This is a genomic window from Nevskia soli (assembly GCF_903970205.1).
In the GTDB taxonomy this organism is placed as follows: Bacteria; Acidobacteriota; Terriglobia; order Bryobacterales; family Bryobacteraceae; genus Bog-113.
This window is the reverse complement of record NZ_CAJCHS010000189.1, coordinates 1-16,318: the sequence shown is the minus strand read 5'-3', so window position 1 is coordinate 16,318 and position 16,318 is coordinate 1. Positions and strand designations below refer to the sequence as shown.

The 16,318-nt window shown below is 61.5% G+C and carries 16 protein-coding genes; 10 read left to right on the top strand and 6 right to left on the bottom strand.

The features are described from left to right. Positions 1-285, bottom strand: a 285-nt coding sequence (locus H1Y01_RS19985; RefSeq protein WP_219341395.1) for a pyridoxamine 5'-phosphate oxidase family protein, incomplete at its 3' end; no start/stop codon positions are given. Between the two features lie 217 nt (positions 286-502). Here H1Y01_RS19985 and H1Y01_RS08650 point away from each other — a divergent pair. Both H1Y01_RS08650 and H1Y01_RS08645 read left to right on the top strand, forming a co-directional pair. Next, a complete protein-coding gene (locus H1Y01_RS08650; RefSeq protein ID WP_180540040.1) occupies positions 503-829 on the top strand; it encodes a hypothetical protein in 327 nt (108 codons plus the stop codon). Between the two features lie 80 nt (positions 830-909). After that, a complete protein-coding gene (locus H1Y01_RS08645; RefSeq protein WP_180540039.1) occupies positions 910-1,284 on the top strand; it encodes a YidH family protein in 375 nt (124 codons plus the stop codon). On the opposite strand, the gene H1Y01_RS08640 is transcribed toward H1Y01_RS08645, so the two are convergent. Further along, complete coding sequence (locus H1Y01_RS08640) at positions 1,268-1,768, bottom strand: fused DSP-PTPase phosphatase/NAD kinase-like protein (RefSeq protein ID WP_180540038.1); 501 nt, start codon at positions 1,766-1,768, stop codon at positions 1,268-1,270. The genes H1Y01_RS08645 and H1Y01_RS08640 overlap by 17 nt on opposite strands. Beyond that, the gene (locus tag H1Y01_RS08635) at positions 1,752-4,022 is read right to left on the bottom strand and encodes a xanthine dehydrogenase family protein molybdopterin-binding subunit (protein ID WP_180540037.1); all 2,271 of its coding nucleotides are present in this window, start codon (positions 4,020-4,022) and stop codon (positions 1,752-1,754) included. Before H1Y01_RS08635 ends, H1Y01_RS08640 begins: the two co-directional genes overlap by 17 nt. Positions 4,023-4,674: 652 nt before the next feature. Between H1Y01_RS08635 and H1Y01_RS08630 the strand changes: the two genes are divergently transcribed. Together H1Y01_RS08630 and H1Y01_RS08625 are read left to right on the top strand one after the other, a co-directional pair. Next, positions 4,675-5,349 carry a heavy metal response regulator transcription factor gene (locus H1Y01_RS08630; RefSeq protein WP_180540036.1) on the top strand — a complete coding sequence of 225 codons (675 nt, stop codon included), beginning with the start codon at positions 4,675-4,677 and terminating at the stop codon, positions 5,347-5,349. Further along, complete coding sequence (locus H1Y01_RS08625) at positions 5,327-6,796, top strand: heavy metal sensor histidine kinase (protein WP_180540035.1); 1,470 nt, start codon at positions 5,327-5,329, stop codon at positions 6,794-6,796. The genes H1Y01_RS08630 and H1Y01_RS08625 overlap by 23 nt, the downstream gene beginning before the upstream one ends. Positions 6,797-7,057: 261 nt before the next feature. Here H1Y01_RS08625 and H1Y01_RS08620 read toward each other — a convergent pair whose 3' ends face one another. Then, the gene (locus H1Y01_RS08620) at positions 7,058-7,522 is read right to left on the bottom strand and encodes a (2Fe-2S)-binding protein (RefSeq protein ID WP_180540034.1); all 465 of its coding nucleotides are present in this window, start codon (positions 7,520-7,522) and stop codon (positions 7,058-7,060) included. Positions 7,523-7,594: 72 nt separating this feature from the next. Here H1Y01_RS08620 and H1Y01_RS08615 point away from each other — a divergent pair, with 72 nt between their 5' ends. From H1Y01_RS08615 to H1Y01_RS08590, 6 genes are all read left to right on the top strand, one after another. Beyond that, entirely contained in the window at positions 7,595-9,553 is a 1,959-nt protein-coding gene (locus H1Y01_RS08615; protein ID WP_180540033.1) for a YjhG/YagF family D-xylonate dehydratase, read from the top strand. A 245-nt stretch (positions 9,554-9,798) separates the two neighbouring features. Further along, positions 9,799-10,659: a Rossmann-like and DUF2520 domain-containing protein gene (locus H1Y01_RS08610; protein WP_180540032.1), complete on the top strand. Its 861-nt coding sequence runs from the start codon at positions 9,799-9,801 to the stop codon at positions 10,657-10,659. Further along, a complete protein-coding gene (panB, locus tag H1Y01_RS08605; RefSeq protein WP_180540031.1) occupies positions 10,652-11,449 on the top strand; it encodes a 3-methyl-2-oxobutanoate hydroxymethyltransferase in 798 nt (265 codons plus the stop codon). Before H1Y01_RS08610 ends, panB begins: the two co-directional genes overlap by 8 nt. Then, on the top strand, positions 11,446-12,330 hold the full coding sequence (gene panC, locus H1Y01_RS08600; RefSeq protein ID WP_219341394.1) for a pantoate--beta-alanine ligase: 885 nt from the start codon (positions 11,446-11,448) through the stop codon (positions 12,328-12,330). The genes panB and panC overlap by 4 nt, the downstream gene beginning before the upstream one ends. Before the next feature lie 233 nt (positions 12,331-12,563). Then, entirely contained in the window at positions 12,564-13,454 is an 891-nt protein-coding gene (gene motA / locus H1Y01_RS08595) for a flagellar motor stator protein MotA (protein WP_180540030.1), read from the top strand. Next, positions 13,444-14,310 carry a flagellar motor protein MotB gene (locus H1Y01_RS08590; RefSeq protein WP_219341393.1) on the top strand — a complete coding sequence of 289 codons (867 nt, stop codon included), beginning with the start codon at positions 13,444-13,446 and terminating at the stop codon, positions 14,308-14,310. The genes motA and H1Y01_RS08590 overlap by 11 nt, the downstream gene beginning before the upstream one ends. On the opposite strand, the gene H1Y01_RS08585 is transcribed toward H1Y01_RS08590, so the two are convergent. Further along, positions 14,258-15,598 carry a Gfo/Idh/MocA family protein gene (locus H1Y01_RS08585; RefSeq protein ID WP_180540029.1) on the bottom strand — a complete coding sequence of 447 codons (1,341 nt, stop codon included), beginning with the start codon at positions 15,596-15,598 and terminating at the stop codon, positions 14,258-14,260. The two genes, H1Y01_RS08590 and H1Y01_RS08585, sit on opposite strands and share 53 nt — an antisense overlap. Positions 15,599-15,613: 15 nt before the next feature. Continuing rightward, on the bottom strand, positions 15,614-16,318 hold a 705-nt coding region (locus H1Y01_RS08580), incomplete at its 5' end, for an ADP-ribosylglycohydrolase family protein (protein WP_180540028.1).

The window sequence follows — 16,318 nt, the reverse complement described above, 5'->3', positions numbered from 1 at the left end:
ATGCTCCGAGATAGCACGTAGCGATCGAACCTTTTGTTCCGGATCTTCAATCTTCCGTGCCGTTCCGAAGGCAACGACGGACCGGTAGTTCATTGAGTGGTTAAACGCAGACCGCGCTAAGACCAGCCCATCTAGAATCGTGACTGTTACACAAGCCGGAACTCCAGTCGCTAACTCCCGGATTGTCCGGCTAGCCGCTGAACCGTGGAGGTAGAGCATTTCGCCGCGATCGGAACGTATCTGGGCGACCGGGTAGAGGTAACGGGTGACGGTTCGGGCGCACACATCGTGCTTTGGCCGCGGAAACCCATCGCGGAGGACTTAATAATCGCCAACGCCGAATCGCGAGGCGTCGCCGTGTATGGAATCTCCCGATGCTATTTAAAGCGGCCTTCCCGGACAGGGATCATGCTTGGTTACTCGCAAATGAAAGAAGAAGAGATCAGGAAAGGTATCCAGCTACTCGGTGAAGTACTCTGAGGCGAACGGATAGAATGAGGTAATGAGCACCGCCGTACTCATGCCCGTGGAAGAGTATCTTCTTCTAACGGAGAAGCCCTACTTGCTGAGAGCTCAGGGCGCGCAGGCGTTGCCGGAATTGACCGTTCGCCTGTCTTCGACCAGGTACCTGGTGCCCGACGTCTCGGTGACCGGCGATTTTCCCGGGCCGTATCCGACCGATCCCGTGCTGCTTTGCTGCGAGATCCTATCCACGGAGGATGGCCTCGGTGCAATGCTTGCATCGGAACCGGCGCGCGCAGCGGGGGACCTGGCAGCGGGTGAACTATCGGTTGGCTTGCAAGAGCTGTTCTCCGCGATCGATGAGTAACCGAACTAAGGTGCGACTCTCGCCGAGCAGGGTAAGGATCATCGCGCAGGCTGAGCGTGGAAAGGATTCGACTTAGCTTAGTGGCGGACCTACGCACTTCCGATCATCTGGCCAACGAACGCACTTTTCTAGCGTGGTTGCGGACCAGCATCTCTCTAACGAGCCTTGGTTTTGTGATCTCCAGATTTTCGGTCTGGCTGCGGGAACTGTCTGCCCGAATCGATCAACAACCGCAATCCGTGCATACGGGTTGGTCGTTATGGATCGGTGTAGCCATGATGCTCGCCGGCGCCTTTCTGGCTATTCTCTCCGCCCGGCGTTACCGCGTCGTGAAACTCGCGATCGAGGAAGGCAGGCCGAGCGCCGACACGTTCTCGATCATTCTGGTGACCGGACTCGTCATCCTTCTCTCGGCCGCGCTGATTATCTATATGTTGCTTACTTCGGGAAAGTAAGTATCGTGTGGGTCATCCCCCACTCGGTGAAGTGAAGTCCGTACTGTCGCGCTTCTTCCAAGGCGCGGGAGTTAGCCCAATGGTCGTGCTCGATGCGGTAGCACGCGACCACCGTGCCGGTGCGATCCCGGCCATGAATGCAGTGCACGAAGATCGGCCACGCGGCTTTATCTTCCAGCGTTTTCAGCGCCTGCGCGAGAGCGGCGGGTGGTGGCGCATGCAAACCGGGCATCGGAATGTTGATGTAGTTGATCCCAAGAGCCTCAGCCTCTCGTTTCTCGGCGTCGTTGTTTCCGGGCCGAAGATCGACATCCGTTTTCACGCCGGCTGCAGCTAAAGCTTCGAGACCGATCTTGTCGGGTGCGGCGCCGCGCAGGATGTGATCATTCACGCGGCCGAAGTTATGAATAGCTTGTTCAGGCGCCGGAGCGGCCGGGATTGATCCTGCAAACAAGAGCAGGAAGATGTTAAGCGCGAAGGTCATCCGGAGTTAAAGGTAAGCGTCGTATGCGTTTGCCGGTAGCGGCGAAAACCGCATTCATAACCGCCGGGGCGACAGGCGGAAGCCCCGGTTCGCCAATGCCGGTGGGCGCGAGATCGCTGGGAACAAAATGCACTTCGATGTGCGGTGTTTCGTCCATCTTCAGGCAAGCGAAATGGTTGAAGTTCGTCTCTACCGCGCGCCCGTTCTGGATCGTGATCTGGCTCTTGAGCGCGGCGGTCAGGCCATAGACCACGGCGCTTTCCACCTGCGCACGCGCGCCATTGGGCGATACCACGGTGCCGATATCGACGGCGGAGACGATGCGCTCGACGCGCAGTTTTCCGTCCTCCACGACGACGTCGGCCACGTTCGCCGCATAGCTATTGAACGAGTAATGGCAGGCAATCCCGCGTCCCCGGCCGGCGGGCAGTTTGGCGCCCCAATCCGCTTTCGACGCCGCAAGCTGCAGCACGCCGCGCATTCGCGCGCAAACCAGCGGATTGCCGTCCTTGGGATCGAGCGCATTGGCTACTGAACGCGCGGGATCGAGGTGGCGCAGGCGGAATTCGAGCGGGTCCGCCCCGGCCGCGTGCGCCAGTTCGTCCATGTAGCTTTCCATGACGAAGCCGATGAAGGACGCCTCGACGGACCGCCACCAGGCGCGCGGCACGCCCGAATCCGCGGGCGCGTACTCGAGCTTGTAGTTCTTCATCAGGTACGGCATCTGGAGCGTGGAGCCGAGCTCGGACGATTCCGCCGGTTTGGCGCGATCCCACCAGCTTGCAATCGACGTGGATGTGCTGCGATGCTTCCAGGCCGCGATCTGGCCATGTGCATCGACCGCGCCGGAGATGCGGTGATACGACGCCGGCCGGTAAAAATCGTGCGCCATGTCGTCCTCCCGCGACCACAGAACCTGCACGGGGACGCCGGGCAGCTGCTTCGCGATCTGCGCGGCTTCGGCGGCGAAATCGGCCTGGTAGCGGCGGCCGAACCCTCCGCCCATGTACGTGATGTTGACCTTGACTTGGTCGGGCTTGAGTCCGAGAACTTGCGCGACGGTGCCCTGCACCCAATCCGGTCCCTGCGCGGGCGCCCAGACCTCGGCGGAATTTTTACCGTAAGCCACGGTACAGTTCATGGGCTCCATGCAAGCGTGCGCCTGGAACGGCAATTCGTAGTCGGCTTCGACCTTCTTGTCAACGGGAGCCGCGCTGATCACGGTGTCGGCATCGCCTTGATTGACGATCACTTTCTGGGGCAGATCGACGAGACGGCGGAACTGCTTGCGAAGCGATTCGCTCGATTCATCGACACGCGGCCCGAAATCCCAGTCGACCTGCAGGGCTTTGCGGGCCTTCATCGCGTTCCATGTCGAATCGGCAACAACGGCAATGCCGCCGCACGCGTGGACGTCGTCAATCGCGGGGATCTCGAAGACGGCTGAAACGCCGGGGGCGGCTTTGGCTTTGGTTGCGTCGAAGCTCTTGACCTTGCCGCCGAATACCGGGCAGCGTTCGATGCTCGCGAACTTCATTCCGGGGACGCGCACGTCGATGCCGAACGTGGCGCTGCCGTCGGTTTTCGAGGGGATGTCTTTACGAGGGGCGACCGTGCCGACGAGCTTGAATTCGGAATTCGGTTTGAGCGCGACTTTATCGAAATCGGGGATCGGAAGCTGCGACGCGGAGGCGACCAGTTCGCCGTAAGTCAGCGTCTTGTTGCCGTTTCGGACCGCGCCGCGTGTCGCGATGCACTCGCCGGGTCGGACGCCCCACTGTTGCGCGGCGGCCTGGATGAGCATCTGGCGCGCGGCCGCTCCGGCTTGGCGCAACGGCGTCCATGAACCAGCGATGCTACCGCTGCCGCCGGTGCCCTGGTCGCCGAAGACACGGCCGTCAGTAGGCGCTTGTTCGATGTGGACGTCCTGCCAGTCGACGCCAAGTTCCTCGGCAAGGATCATCGGAGCGGCGGAGGAGATCCCCTGGCCCATTTCGGAGCGCGATGAGAGTAACGTGACGGCGCCGTGCTGATCGATGCGAACCCACGAGGCGAAGGGGCTGACTGCTTTCTTGGGAGCATCAGGTTTGGCGTCGTCAGCCTGCGCTGCGCGGATGGGGATGAGGAGGACCGCGCCTGCGGCTGCTGCGGTTTTGAGTAGCGCGCGGCGGGTGGGGGCCGCGCTTGTTCGTGGGGTCGGGCTCGCGGGAACAGAGTTGGCGTCCCGATAGGAACCCGCTGTTTTGTTTCTCACTTGTTTGCGCCTTTTTCTTTATCATAGCGACGCGTGGCCCATTCGAGGAAGCGCGAGTGAATATATCCGGGAGTTGGTTCGCACCGACCAGAAAGCCAAAGCAAAAGACGCTCTGGAAGGTGTCTTGATCGACGCATTACAATCGGGCGATGCGATGGAGATCACACCGCAGAAGTGGAACGAATTGCGTCAGAATATCCGCGCGCGTGCTAAAGCTCGCAAGAGGTGACTGCGCGACTCCCGATTCGCCCCAACGGCCGAGCGATTCTGGACGCCTTGATGCAGAGCGGCGACGACTTAGCTCGCATGCCGAAGATGGGGAGACTTTGCGGGTTTAAGCGTAACGCAACACGGATGTTGCGTCATCTTCTGGATGGATAGATACCACTGGGGAACCCGCTTCCGCTCTCTACTAACCCCCCTACATTTCTTCGGCGAATCTTGCCCGCTAGCGCGCCGCCTCGCCACTCCTCATCGACTCCGCGTAACAAATCCGCTTTAGTAACAACTTAGTAACATTCGGGCGGCTGTTTGTACTAACTCCAACAGATGTTCACGCTATCTTATATAAATTGCGCGCGCAGACATCACCAGTTAATTTCAGAGCGTTCTAATGAGAGAAGCATCCAATCGCAAGGATAAACCAGCGCACATGAAAGTCTTGGTCATCGAGGATGAAGTCAAGACCGCCAAGTTCCTGAAAAAGGGACTGAATGAGGCCGGCTTCCTCGCCGAGGTTTCCGGGGACGGCCTCGAGGGACTACACCTCGCACAGGAAGTGGAGTTCGATCTGATCATTCTGGACGTCATGATTCCCGGTCTTGACGGCTGGCAGGTCCTGACCAGGCTGCGCGACGCAGGGAACCGCACGCCCGTGCTCTTTCTGACCGCCCGCGACGCGGTTCACGAGCGCGTTCGCGGGTTTGAACTCGGGGCCGACGACTATCTCGTAAAGCCCTTCGCCTTCTCCGAATTGCTGGCACGCGTGCGAAGCCTGCTCCGTCGAGCGCCTCCCCGTCCGCAGGAAACGATTCGCGTGGCCGACCTCGAAATCGATCCCATGCGCCAGCGCGCCATACGCGCCGGCCGCCGAATCGATCTCACGTCCAAAGAGTTTTTGCTCCTCACTCTTCTCGCTCGCCGCCCGGGTGAGGTATTATCCCGGACCCTCATCGCCGAATCGGTTTGGGACATGAACTTCGATAGCGACACTAATGTGGTGGATGTTAACGTTCGCCGACTGCGCGGAAAGGTGGACGATCCATTTCCCTTGAAACTGATCCGCACCGTTCGCGGCGCCGGTTATGTCCTGGAATCGGGCCAGTAGTCTGGCGGCCTTCGCGCGCCTCTGGGGTAGTCTCTCTTTTCGCTTAACCGCCTGGTACGCTCTGGCCGCGCTAACACTTGTCTTTCTAGCCACCGCCAGCCTGTATCTTGTCCTGACCACGGAACTCGAGCGCAGCACGGATCTCTTCCTTGCCGATAAGTTGCATGTACTTCGCACAATGCTGCGCGACCGGCCTAACGACTGGGACGCGCTCCGCGAAGAGGTGGAACTCGAAACCGCCGCCCGCCGCTACGAGCACTTCTACATTCGCCTTCTCGATGAGCATAACCGGCCTGTGTTAACTACGCCCGGCATGACGGACCAGTTAGATTTGAACCAACTCGCCCGGCAGACGCGGGACCGGCCGGACCGCCCGATCGCGATGTTCGGAAAGCGCGGCCAGTCCTTTCGGGTAGCCCGCGCGACAGCTTTGGTGGGCACGCCCCCGACGCAAACCGACACGATTCAGATCGCCATCGACCTTTCGGAGGAAAACGGACTTCTCGCCCGATTCCGCATCTGGTTTTGGGGAATCCTGATCGCCGCCTTAGCCGTCTGCCCCGTTGCCGGCTTCGAGATTGCGCGGCGCGGCACTCGCCCATTGGCCGAAATGGCCGCCACCACGCGCCGCATTACTTCCAACAATCTGCGCGAGCGTATCTTGACTGAAGGCTATCCCTCGGAGCTGGCTTCTCTTGCCGCCACTTTCAATAAGATGCTCGACCGCCTCGAAGACTCTTTCGAGCGCATCTCCCGTTTCTCGGGCGATATCGCACATGACTTACGCACCCCGGTCAACAACATCAGGGGCGAGGCCGAAGTTGCTCTAGCTCGCGCCCGCACCATTGATGAGTACCGTGACGTACTCGAGTCCTGTTTGGAAGAAGCGGTGCGCCTATCTGAACTGATTAGTAATCTTCTGTTCCTCGCCCGCACGGAAAGCCCTTTTACTCATCTGAATCGCGAACGCGTCGACGTTTCGGCGTTACTCGGGGCACTCCAGGAATACTACGAAGCTTCGGCCGCGGAGGGCGGGATCTCACTAACTACCAATGTCGAAAGCCCGGTTGTCGCCGAGCTCGACCGGACCCTGCTGCAGCGAGCCGTGGGAAATCTGATCTCTAACGCCGTAACCCATACACCGCCGGGAGGCTCGGTCGTGCTGGCAAGCAGAGTTGACAATTCCACGGTTTGTATTGAGGTGAACGATACCGGTGTTGGCATTCCTCCCGAGGCCCTACCGCGCGTCTTCGATCGTTTTTTCCGTGTGGATACGTCCCGTTCTCAGGCTTCGGGCGGCACTGGCCTCGGGTTAGCGATCGTGCAGGGCATTATGCTCCTCCACGGCGGCAGAGTAGACATTGCCAGTCGTGTGGGCGTAGGCACTCGCGTCACCCTCCGTCTGCCCGCTCTCAACGAAGGTGACAACAACGTCATACCGGCGTAATGGTGCCGTCCGCCTCTAACACGAACCTGAAATTCCCAGTTACCCAGCTGACCCGGTCGGAAACCGGCGAGTTATACCGGTTCTTATTAAAGCTTATAAACTATCTGTGTTCGGCGCGGTGGACTCGTGCCATTCGGAATTCCGAAGTAAGCTATGTAGGCTTCCACCTGCGACGCCTTCATCTTCGGTTAATTAGGTTTAGGATAGCCGCCGGCGTTTTGACCAGAGTCATTCGCTTAACAAGCATGCTTCAGGATCAGCCTACCCCGGCAGCATCCCCGCCGCTTCGATAATCGCCGCCCGCATCCGCTGCGCCGTTCCGCAGCGGCAAATGTTGTTCGACATCGCGGCATCGACTTGCGTCGCCGTCGGCTTCGGCGTCTTCTTGAGGAACGCCGCCGCGGTCATGATCTGGCCGGATTGGCAGTAGCCGCACTGCGGGACCTGTTGTGCAATCCAGGCGCGCTGTAGCGGATGGCCGCGGTCCGTCGACAAGCCCTCGATGGTCACGATCTTCTTGCCCACAACCGCTGAAACCGGCATCACGCACGAGCGCACCGCTTCGCCATCGATGTGAACCGTGCAGCAGCCGCACTGCGCGATCCCGCAGCCGTATTTCGTTCCGGTCAGGTTCAAAGAGTCGCGGAGAACCCAAAGCAGAGGTGTATCCGGCGAAACGTCAACCGATTCCTGGCGGCCGTTTACTTCGAAAGCGAATCGTGCCATTGCTTTTTCAATCGTGCTTTTTCAATCGTACATCTTCAGACGCCCGCGCGGAAAGTGTATAAGTGAAGTCGCATGCCTACTTTCGCCGAACTCGTTTCCACCGACGACCCCCTGCTCTACGACCTCGTGTCCAAAGCGCCCGGTCCGCAGGGAACCCTTCCGATCACGCCCGAGATGCTGCTGACCAGTCCGTCCGGCAACCTCTTCGGATGGAGCCAGAACGCGGGCATGGGATGGAATCCGGCGCGGATGGGCGGCAAAGAGGTGCTGATTCTGAGCACCCACGGCGGTATCCGCAAAGAAGACGGGACGCCGATCGCGCTCGGACTCCATACCGGCCACTGGGAAGTGGGGCTGTTGATGCAAGCCGCGGCGGAGGTGCTCACCGAATCCGGCGCGATCCCGTTTGCGGCGTATTGCACCGATCCTTGCGACGGCCGCACGCAAGGCACTACCGGGATGTTCGACAGTCTTCCTTACCGGAACGACGCGGCGCAGATTTTCCGGCGGCTGATCCGCTCGCTGCCCACGCGCCATGCGGTGATCGGAGTCGCCACTTGCGATAAAGGGCTTCCGGCGATGATGATGGCACTCGCGGGCACCCGCGATCTGCCCTGCGTTCTGGTCCCGGGCGGCGTCACGCTGCTGCCCGAGCAGGGTGAGGACGCCGGGCGCGTCCAGGCCGCGGGCGCGCGCTACTCGCATGGTGAGATGACGCTCGAACAAGCGAGCGACGCGCTTTGCCGCGCGTGCGCCACTCCCGGCGGCGGCTGCCAGTTTCTCGGAACGGCCGCAACTTCGCAGGTGGTGGCCGAAGCGCTTGGGATGACGATGCCGCATGCCGCGCTCGCTCCATCCGGTCACGCGATCTGGCTGGATTGCGCGCGGCGATCGGCCAAGGCCGCGCTCGCCATGGAAGCGAACGGCACTCGCATGCGCGACATTTTGACCTCCGCGTCGGTTCAGAATGCGATGACGGTACATGCCGCGTTCGGCGGTTCCACGAACCTGATCATTCACCTTCCCGCCGTCGCGCACGCAGCGGGTTTGCAGCGCCCCACCGCCGACGATTGGATTCGCATCAACCGCGAGGTCCCGCGCCTCGTGGACGCGCTGCCGAACGGTCCGGTCGGTTATCCCACCGTACAAGTTTTTCAGGCCGGCGCGGTGCCCGAAGTGATGCTGCACCTGCGGCAGCTCGGTTTGCTGGATCTAACCGCGCGCACAGTCGCGGGCGAGACGCTCGGCGCGGTGCTCGATTGGTGGCAGGATTCCGAACGCCGCCACAAACTCCACGCGAACCTGACGAAGCGCGACGGGATCGATCCGAAGCAAGTGATCATGTCTCCGGATGCGGCACGCGCCCGCGGGCTAACCTCGACCGTGACGTTCCCGCACGGGAATCTGGCCCCGGGAGGATCGGTCATCAAGAGCACGTCGATCGACCCGAGCGTGGTCGGTGACGACGGCATCTACCGGAAGCGCGGACCGGCTCGCGTCTTCACCACCGAAGTCGCCGCGACCAAAGCGATCCGAGGGCTGACGGATCCCCCGATACAAGCAGGCGACATCATCGTGCTCATGTGCCGCGGGCCGATGGGGTCCGGCATGGAGGAGATCTACCAGATCACGTCAGCGCTGAAACATCTCAGTTTCGGCAAAGAAGTCGCCGTGCTCACCGACGCGCGGTTCAGCGGCGTGTCGACGGGTGCTTGTATTGGGCACGTCACGCCCGAGGCGCTCGCGGGAGGGCCCATCGGGAAAATTCAGGAGGGCGACCTGATCGAGATCGTCGTCGATCGAAACCAATTGCATGGGACGGTCGATCTGGTCGGCGAAGCGGGAGAGTATCTCGGTCCGGAACGCGGCGCTGAAATCTTACGGCAGCGGACTCCGCGGACGGACTTAGCGCCCGATCCGCGATTACCGGATGACACGCGCTTGTGGGCCGCTCTTCAAAACGTCAGCGGGGGAACCTGGGGAGGATGCGTGTTCGATGTCGACGCGATCACCCGCAGATTGAACGGGTGATCGGCGACATCGATGACCTTCTGAGGTAAAGAAAACGAGTGAGGCGTGTAATTGGAAAAGACAGTTTTCCGTCAGTTATCGTTTGCCGCGCGGCGTGCTTCCGCCATTAGGTCAGGGGCCATAGCTCGGCCATGCCAGACGGTGCGGCCGGCCGTCATTGCGCCAGCGTTCCAAACGAGACAGCAAACAATTGGTAGCGGACAATAAGGCGTGAGCCGTAACAATCGCACCCGCAACGCCTCCAAGTGACGCAATCCTTCACCATAGGGTTGGCCGGCGCGGGAAACGTGGCGCAAGCCCTCGGACGCTGCATCGAGGAGCGCGGGCAGCGAGTTTCCGCCGTCGCCAGCCGTTCGCACGCTCGCGCCAGAGAAGCCGCGCGGTTCATAGGCGGTGACGCTCGGCCTGTAACCTATGAACAGCTTGCATCGGATCGCGTGATCATTGCCGTGCCTGACCACGCGATCGTCGAGGTAGCGCGCCATTTGAAGCCGGTCTCGATCGTGCTCCACACCAGCGGCGCTTTCAGCGGAATGATTCTTCGCGAGCAGGTGGGAACCGCCGCCAGTTACGGATCGCTACACCCGTTGCAGACTTTCCCAACGCCATCGGACGGTTATAGAACATTGCCGGGATGCGCCTTCGCAGTCGACGGCGAGCCGGACGCGCGCGCTTGGGCGATCGAGATCGCGACACTCATGGAAGGACTTGTTTTGGAGATACCATCGTCGGCTCGGGCGTTGTACCATGCCGCGGCGGCGATGGCGAGCAATCATCTGACGGCCACCATGGACGCGGCAATTGAGACGATGGTGCAGGTGGGAATCGATGCAACAACAGCCCGGCGCGCACTGGCGAACCTCTCGCGCGCGGCACTCGAAAACACCCTGCGCGACGGCGCCACAGCGGCGCTTACCGGACCCGTCGTCCGCGGCGACGCGGAAACAGTAGCGCGGCACGTCGAAGCTCTTTGGAATTCGCCCGCGACGATTCAGGGCTTGTACCGCGCCGCGGCCGGGCACGCCCTCGAAATCGCGCGGCGCCGCGGCTTGCCGCCGGAAGCCGTCGACGCGGTCCGATCATCCATAGGGCATGCGCATGGCTGACCGGCAGCGCCCGGTCCGGACCACCACCCTCCAGCAGCGGAAACAGAGCGGCCCGAAGATCACCGTCCTGACCGCATATGACGCCACCATGGCGCGCATTCTGGACACCGCGGGCATCGACGTCCTGCTGGTCGGCGATTCGCTCGGCACCGTGATCATGGGCGAAAGCAGCACGATACCGGTGACCATGGACATCATGCTCCACCACACCCGCGCGGTGGTGCGCGGCACGCAACGCGCGCTAGTCGTCGCCGATCTTCCCTTCTTGAGCGCGCAGATCTCACCCGAAGAAGCGATCCGGAACGCCGGCCGTCTGCTGCAGGAAGGCGGAGCGGCCGCTGTGAAACTCGAAGGCGGCCGTGAGCCGCGCACCATTGAAGCGATCGTGCGGGCGGGCATCCCCGTCATGGGTCACCTCGGACTGATCCCGCAATACGTCCATCAACTGGGCGGCTACGGAACCCAGGGGCGCACGGACGCCGACGCGGCGCGGCTCATCGAAGAAGCAGTGGCCGTTGCCGAGGCGGGCGCGTTCGCTGTGGTGCTCGAATCCATCCCGGCCGCACTGGCGGATGAGATCACGAAGCGCGTTCCCATACCCACGATCGGTATCGGCGCCGGACCGCTGTGCGACGGGCAGGTGCTGGTGAGTTACGACGCTTTCGGGCTCTATACGGGCTCATTTGTTCCTCCGTTCGCGAAGGTATATGCGCGCCTGGGCGAAACGATGGCGGATGCAGCTCGCGAGTTCATCGAAGAGGTCCGCGCGGGGAGCTTTCCGGCGAAGTGAGCGCGGCTTTCACCGGGACGATTCAAGGCGCGCGAGACTTCCTCGGACCGCATCGGACGGCGGGACGAACCATCGGCTTCGTCCCGACCATGGGGGCGCTGCACGCGGGTCATCGCCGTCTGATCGAGACCGCGCGGGCGCAGTCGGATGTCGTGGCCGTCAGCATTTTCGTGAATCCGCTGCAGTTTGACCGCGCCGCCGATTTCGAGCGTTACGCGCGGCAGATTCCGGCCGATCTCGCGGTCTGCGAGGATGCCGGCGCGGACCTTGTCTTTGCTCCTTCAGCTGCCGAGATGTACCCGGGACAAGCGCAAACGTTCGTAGAAGTGATCGGGCTCACCGATCATTTCTGCGGCGCGTCGCGGCCTGGCCATTTCCGCGGTGTCACGACCGTAGTCGCGAAGTTGTTCGGGATTATCGGACCCACCCTGGCGTTTTTCGGGGAGAAAGACGCGCAACAGCTTGCCATCGTGAAGCGGATGACGCGCGATCTGAATTTTCCGATCACGATGGTTCCGGTGCCGACCGTGCGCGAGCCGGATGGCCTGGCCCTGAGTTCACGCAACGTGCGGCTGACCGCGGAAGAGCGTCGCGTCGCTCCGTGCCTCTATCGAGCGCTCACGCGTGCTCACGACTTGATCCAATCGGGTGCGGTGGATTGCGACGAGGTGATCCAGGCGGCCGCGTTCGAACTGGACCGCCCCGGCGTGCGCGTGGAGTACTTCGCTTTCGCCGATCCGGAGACGTTCGAGCCTGTGGCCGGCCCGATCGCTCCGAATTCGGAGAAACCCCTACTGGCGCTCGGCGCGATCTGGCTCGGCGAAACGCGGTTAATCGATAACCGGCTCTGTCGATTCCGTAAATTACCGAGTTCGGCATGACCCTTCGGTTCACAACCAAAGATGAAAGGCTCCGTACAGCCCCACTCCGAGCCCGACCGAAAGGGAGGGTTTCCGGGTGGAACGGTGAAAGTTGGGGGTCATTTTCGAGGGTTCCGCAACGGCGACAGAGCGGTTCCTACCACGGGTTCCCACGGCTGGGGCTCTACTTTTCTCTAGCGGCTCAAGTTTGCCGCCAGTACGGACGATATGTCTGGTGAGGAATTTAACGCCGCATGTTCGTGATTATTGGAATCATTGCCGTTATCGGGGCAGTAATCGGCGGGTACTTGATGGAGCACGGCAACTTGAAAGTGCTCATGCAGCCCGCCGAGCTGCTGATTATCGGCGGCGCGGCGATCGGAACCCTGTTGATTGCGAACCCGCTCTCCGTCGTCATCCGGATTTTCAAAGGCGTTCTGGCAACTTTTTCGGGCAGCCGGTACTCGGCGAACCTGTATCTGGAAACGCTCCAGATGCTCAACGAGATCTTCCAGTTTGCCCGGAAGATGGGCGTCGCGAAACTGGAGGAAGAGATCGAAAAGGGACCCCAGAGCGAGCTTTTCTCGAAGTATCCGAAAGTAGTCAAGAATCATCACGCGGTGGATTTTCTTTGCGACACCTTGCGGACCTCTTTGTCAGGAGTCGTACCGCCGTTCGAGCTGGACCAGATGATGGAGCTCGACCTGGAGGTGCATCATCATGAAGCGGCCATTCCAGCGGCATCGCTGACGACGGTCGCCGACGCGCTGCCGGGGCTAGGCATCGTCGCCGCTGTTCTGGGTGTCGTCATCACGATGGGAGCGCTGGGCGGTCCCCCGGAAGCGATCGGCGAAAAGGTTGCCGCCGCGCTGGTGGGTACGTTCCTGGGAATCCTGCTTTGCTATGGATTTATCGCGCCTATCGCCTCCGCGATGGGCAAATCGAACGACTCCGAAGGGCAGTATTACAACTCGCTCCGCGTTGGTCTGTTGGCGTTCGCCAAAGGAATGGCCCCGAAGATTGCGGTGGAGGTTGCGCGCCGGTCGATCCCAGCCGATATGCGCCCGAGTTTCCAGAATCTGGAAGCGGCGCTCAAGGGCGGCGGAGCTGCGGCGTCCGCCGCGGGAGGCGCTAGTGGCGACTAATCCCGCGAGCGCCCCGCTGATCATTATCGTCCGGAAAAAGAAACGTCACGGCGGTCATCACGGCGGCGCGTGGAAAGTCGCTTATGCCGATTTCGTGACCGCAATGATGTCTCTGTTCATTGTTCTGTGGCTCTTGAATAGCAGTCAGGAGGTCCGCAAAGCGATCGGAGGCTATTTCCAGGACCCCACGGGGAAGGGACGCCAGATCGGAAGCGGGATGGCCGGATCTGGAGACGCGCTGCAGGTTAGCAAGTCCGACATGGGCCAGATTAAGGAAAAGCTGCAGCAGGCCGTCAAGCAGGCGGTAGCGCTCGAGAAGTCGCGCGATCACGTGCAGATGACCGTCACGGGAGAAGGCCTCCGCATCGAAATGCTGGAAACCTCGGCCGGTTTATTCTTCCAGAGCGGGAGCGGCGAGCCGACCGAGACAGGACGCGAATTACTTGCCACGCTGGCGGCCGAACTCGGGAAACTCCCGAACCGCCTTATGATCGAGGGCCACACCGATTCGACCCCGTACAAAGGGGTCGCGAACTATAGCAACTGGGAGCTTTCGGCCGATCGCGCCAATGCCGCGCGGCGTCTGATGGAGGAAACCGGATTGAGGTCGGATCAGGTGCAGCAGGTGCGCGGCTACGCCGATCAGGACTTGCGCACCCCGAAGACCCCCGGCGACGCCTCCAATCGCCGCATCTCAATCATCGTGAAATACGACATGCTGCCACCCGATCCTGATCCGCCCGCCGCCAAGACAATTCAAACCGAGCCCAACCGAAAGGCAGGGTTGCCGCGCCCACCCAGCCCTACATCGCAGCAGCCAGCCAGCCCCTTGGCTGCTCCCAACGCCCGTTCGTGAAATCGGGAAACTTCACAGGCTCACTACCGCTTGCGACGGATCGCTCGCTCAACGGACCGGCCGCGCTCCACGTCGCCGCATCATACACATCGATATCCGGCGGCAATCCCTCGCGCATACACTCCGCCAGGCGATAAAGCAGAATGAAATCCATCCCGCCGTGTCCGCCCATCTTGCGCGCCATCTCGCCGGACTTCTGCCACAGCGGGTGCTCGTATTTCTCCTTATAGGCGTCGATCGAAGTGAATTGCTCGGCGCCAGGCTGCCCATCCAGATAGATTCGCGGCGGATAGTCGCGAAACACGCCTTTCGTCCCTGAAATCAGATTCACCCGGTCGTACGGACGCGGATCGACCACGTCATGCTGCAGCACGATCGTCCGTCCGCGCGCGGTGCGGATCACCGACGTGTTCATGTCACCTTCGACGTACTTCTCGCGCCGCTTCGGATCATCCGCCGGAAAGTTCGCGTCGCGATACACCTCAAGTCCCTTCTGCAGCGAGCTGACCGAAACCAGATAGTCGAACCGGTCGCCGCGATTCACCCCCATATAGTTCGCCACCGGACCGAGCCCGTGCGTTGGGTACAAGTTTCCATTGCGGACCGTATGCGGCAATCGGCGCCACAGTCCCTCGCCGCGATTGCGCAGCAGTTCTTCGCGAAGGTCGTGGATGTAAGCCGCCTCGCCGTGAATCAACTCGCCCAGAAGCCCGGCGCGAATGATGTTCAGCACCATCAGCTCGTTCTCGCCGTAGCAGCAGTTCTCCATGATCAGGCAGTGCCGGCGCGTGCGCTCGGACGTGCGGACCAGCTTGAAGCAATCCTCGATCGTAGTCGCGGCCGGAACTTCGGTGCCGCAGTGCTTGCCCGCCTCCATCGCGGCCACCGCCATCGGGACGTGCCAATCCCACGGCGTCGCGATGTAGACGAAATCCAGATCGTCGCGGCGGACCAGGTTCTCGAAATCGTGCTCGCCGCTCGTATAGACTTCGGGCTTCTTGCCGCTGGCCGTCTCGATTTTCCCGGCCGCGGTCAGCGCCGCATCGCGATTGATATCGCACACCGCGCGCACCTCCGCGCCATCGAGCGAAAGCATTTCGCGAATCATCTCCGAGCCGCGGCCGCCGGTTCCGATCACGCCGAAGCGAACCGTCTTGACAGCGGTGAACGGGACCCCGATCATGCCGCCCGTCGTGCTGGTTGAATTCGCCGCTTGCGCGAGCGCGCGCCCAGCTCCTAGCGAAGCTCCGAATGCCGCCCCTGCTCCCAGAAACTCTCGTCGATTCATGGTCGCTAAGTATATCTAGCTTTGGGTTTGGCTCAAGCGGAACAGATCGTCGGCAAACCTCTCGATCCTCCCGCGGTGGGCAAGCTTCGACAGCCAACGCGGCGGTATTCCCGACTCGCCGTAGTAAGCCCCGGCAAGTTGTCCGTAGACGGCCGCGGTCGTATCCGTATCCTCACCTAAGCCGATAGCGAGACGGCAACCCTCTTCGAAATCGTTCGCCCGGTTGAACGCCCAGAGCGCAGCTTCGAGAGATTTCACCACCCATCCCGAGCCTTGGATCTCAGGCGGATTGCGCGCGCGAAAAGATCCAGCCGCGATCTCCGCAATCTCCGGCGTCAGCGGGTGTTCTTCCCAGGAATCACTCGCGGGACGAAACCAATGCCCCGTAAGCTGTTCCTTCGTCGCGCCCCGCAGCGCGCCTACCATAACACCGGCCAGATAGCGGCACGCGTCGACACACGCGATCGCTGGATGGGTAGTTTCGGAACTCGCGCCAGCCATCCGGATTGCGAGCACTGCATCCTGCGCATAAAATAGCGGCACAGGCGCCAGCCGCATAATCGATCCATTCCCGGAACACCGCGGATCGGGATCGCCATACGGGCGTCCAGTCCACTCGAATTTGCTCAGCGCCGCGGACGTCGTGTTTCCGATATCGAAACAACGCCCGATACTGCTCAGATGGCCGTCGCGCATCCAGCGGACATAGCGCTGCATCTG

Excerpts from the sequence above, each read along its gene's own strand:
- H1Y01_RS08650 (WP_180540040.1), top strand. The coding sequence starts at position 503 with ATGAGCACCGCCGTACTCATGCCCGTGGAAGAGTATCTTCTTCTAACG.
- H1Y01_RS08640 (WP_180540038.1), bottom strand. The coding sequence starts at position 1,768 with ATGACCTTCGCGCTTAACATCTTCCTGCTCTTGTTTGCAGGATCAATC.
- H1Y01_RS08630 (WP_180540036.1), top strand. The coding sequence starts at position 4,675 with ATGAAAGTCTTGGTCATCGAGGATGAAGTCAAGACCGCCAAGTTCCTG.
- H1Y01_RS08625 (WP_180540035.1), top strand. The coding sequence starts at position 5,327 with ATGTCCTGGAATCGGGCCAGTAGTCTGGCGGCCTTCGCGCGCCTCTGG.
- H1Y01_RS08620 (WP_180540034.1), bottom strand. The coding sequence starts at position 7,522 with ATGGCACGATTCGCTTTCGAAGTAAACGGCCGCCAGGAATCGGTTGAC.
- H1Y01_RS08615 (WP_180540033.1), top strand. The coding sequence starts at position 7,595 with ATGCCTACTTTCGCCGAACTCGTTTCCACCGACGACCCCCTGCTCTAC.
- panB (WP_180540031.1), top strand. The coding sequence starts at position 10,652 with ATGGCTGACCGGCAGCGCCCGGTCCGGACCACCACCCTCCAGCAGCGG.
- motA (WP_180540030.1), top strand. The coding sequence starts at position 12,564 with ATGTTCGTGATTATTGGAATCATTGCCGTTATCGGGGCAGTAATCGGC.
- H1Y01_RS08585 (WP_180540029.1), bottom strand. The coding sequence starts at position 15,598 with ATGAATCGACGAGAGTTTCTGGGAGCAGGGGCGGCATTCGGAGCTTCG.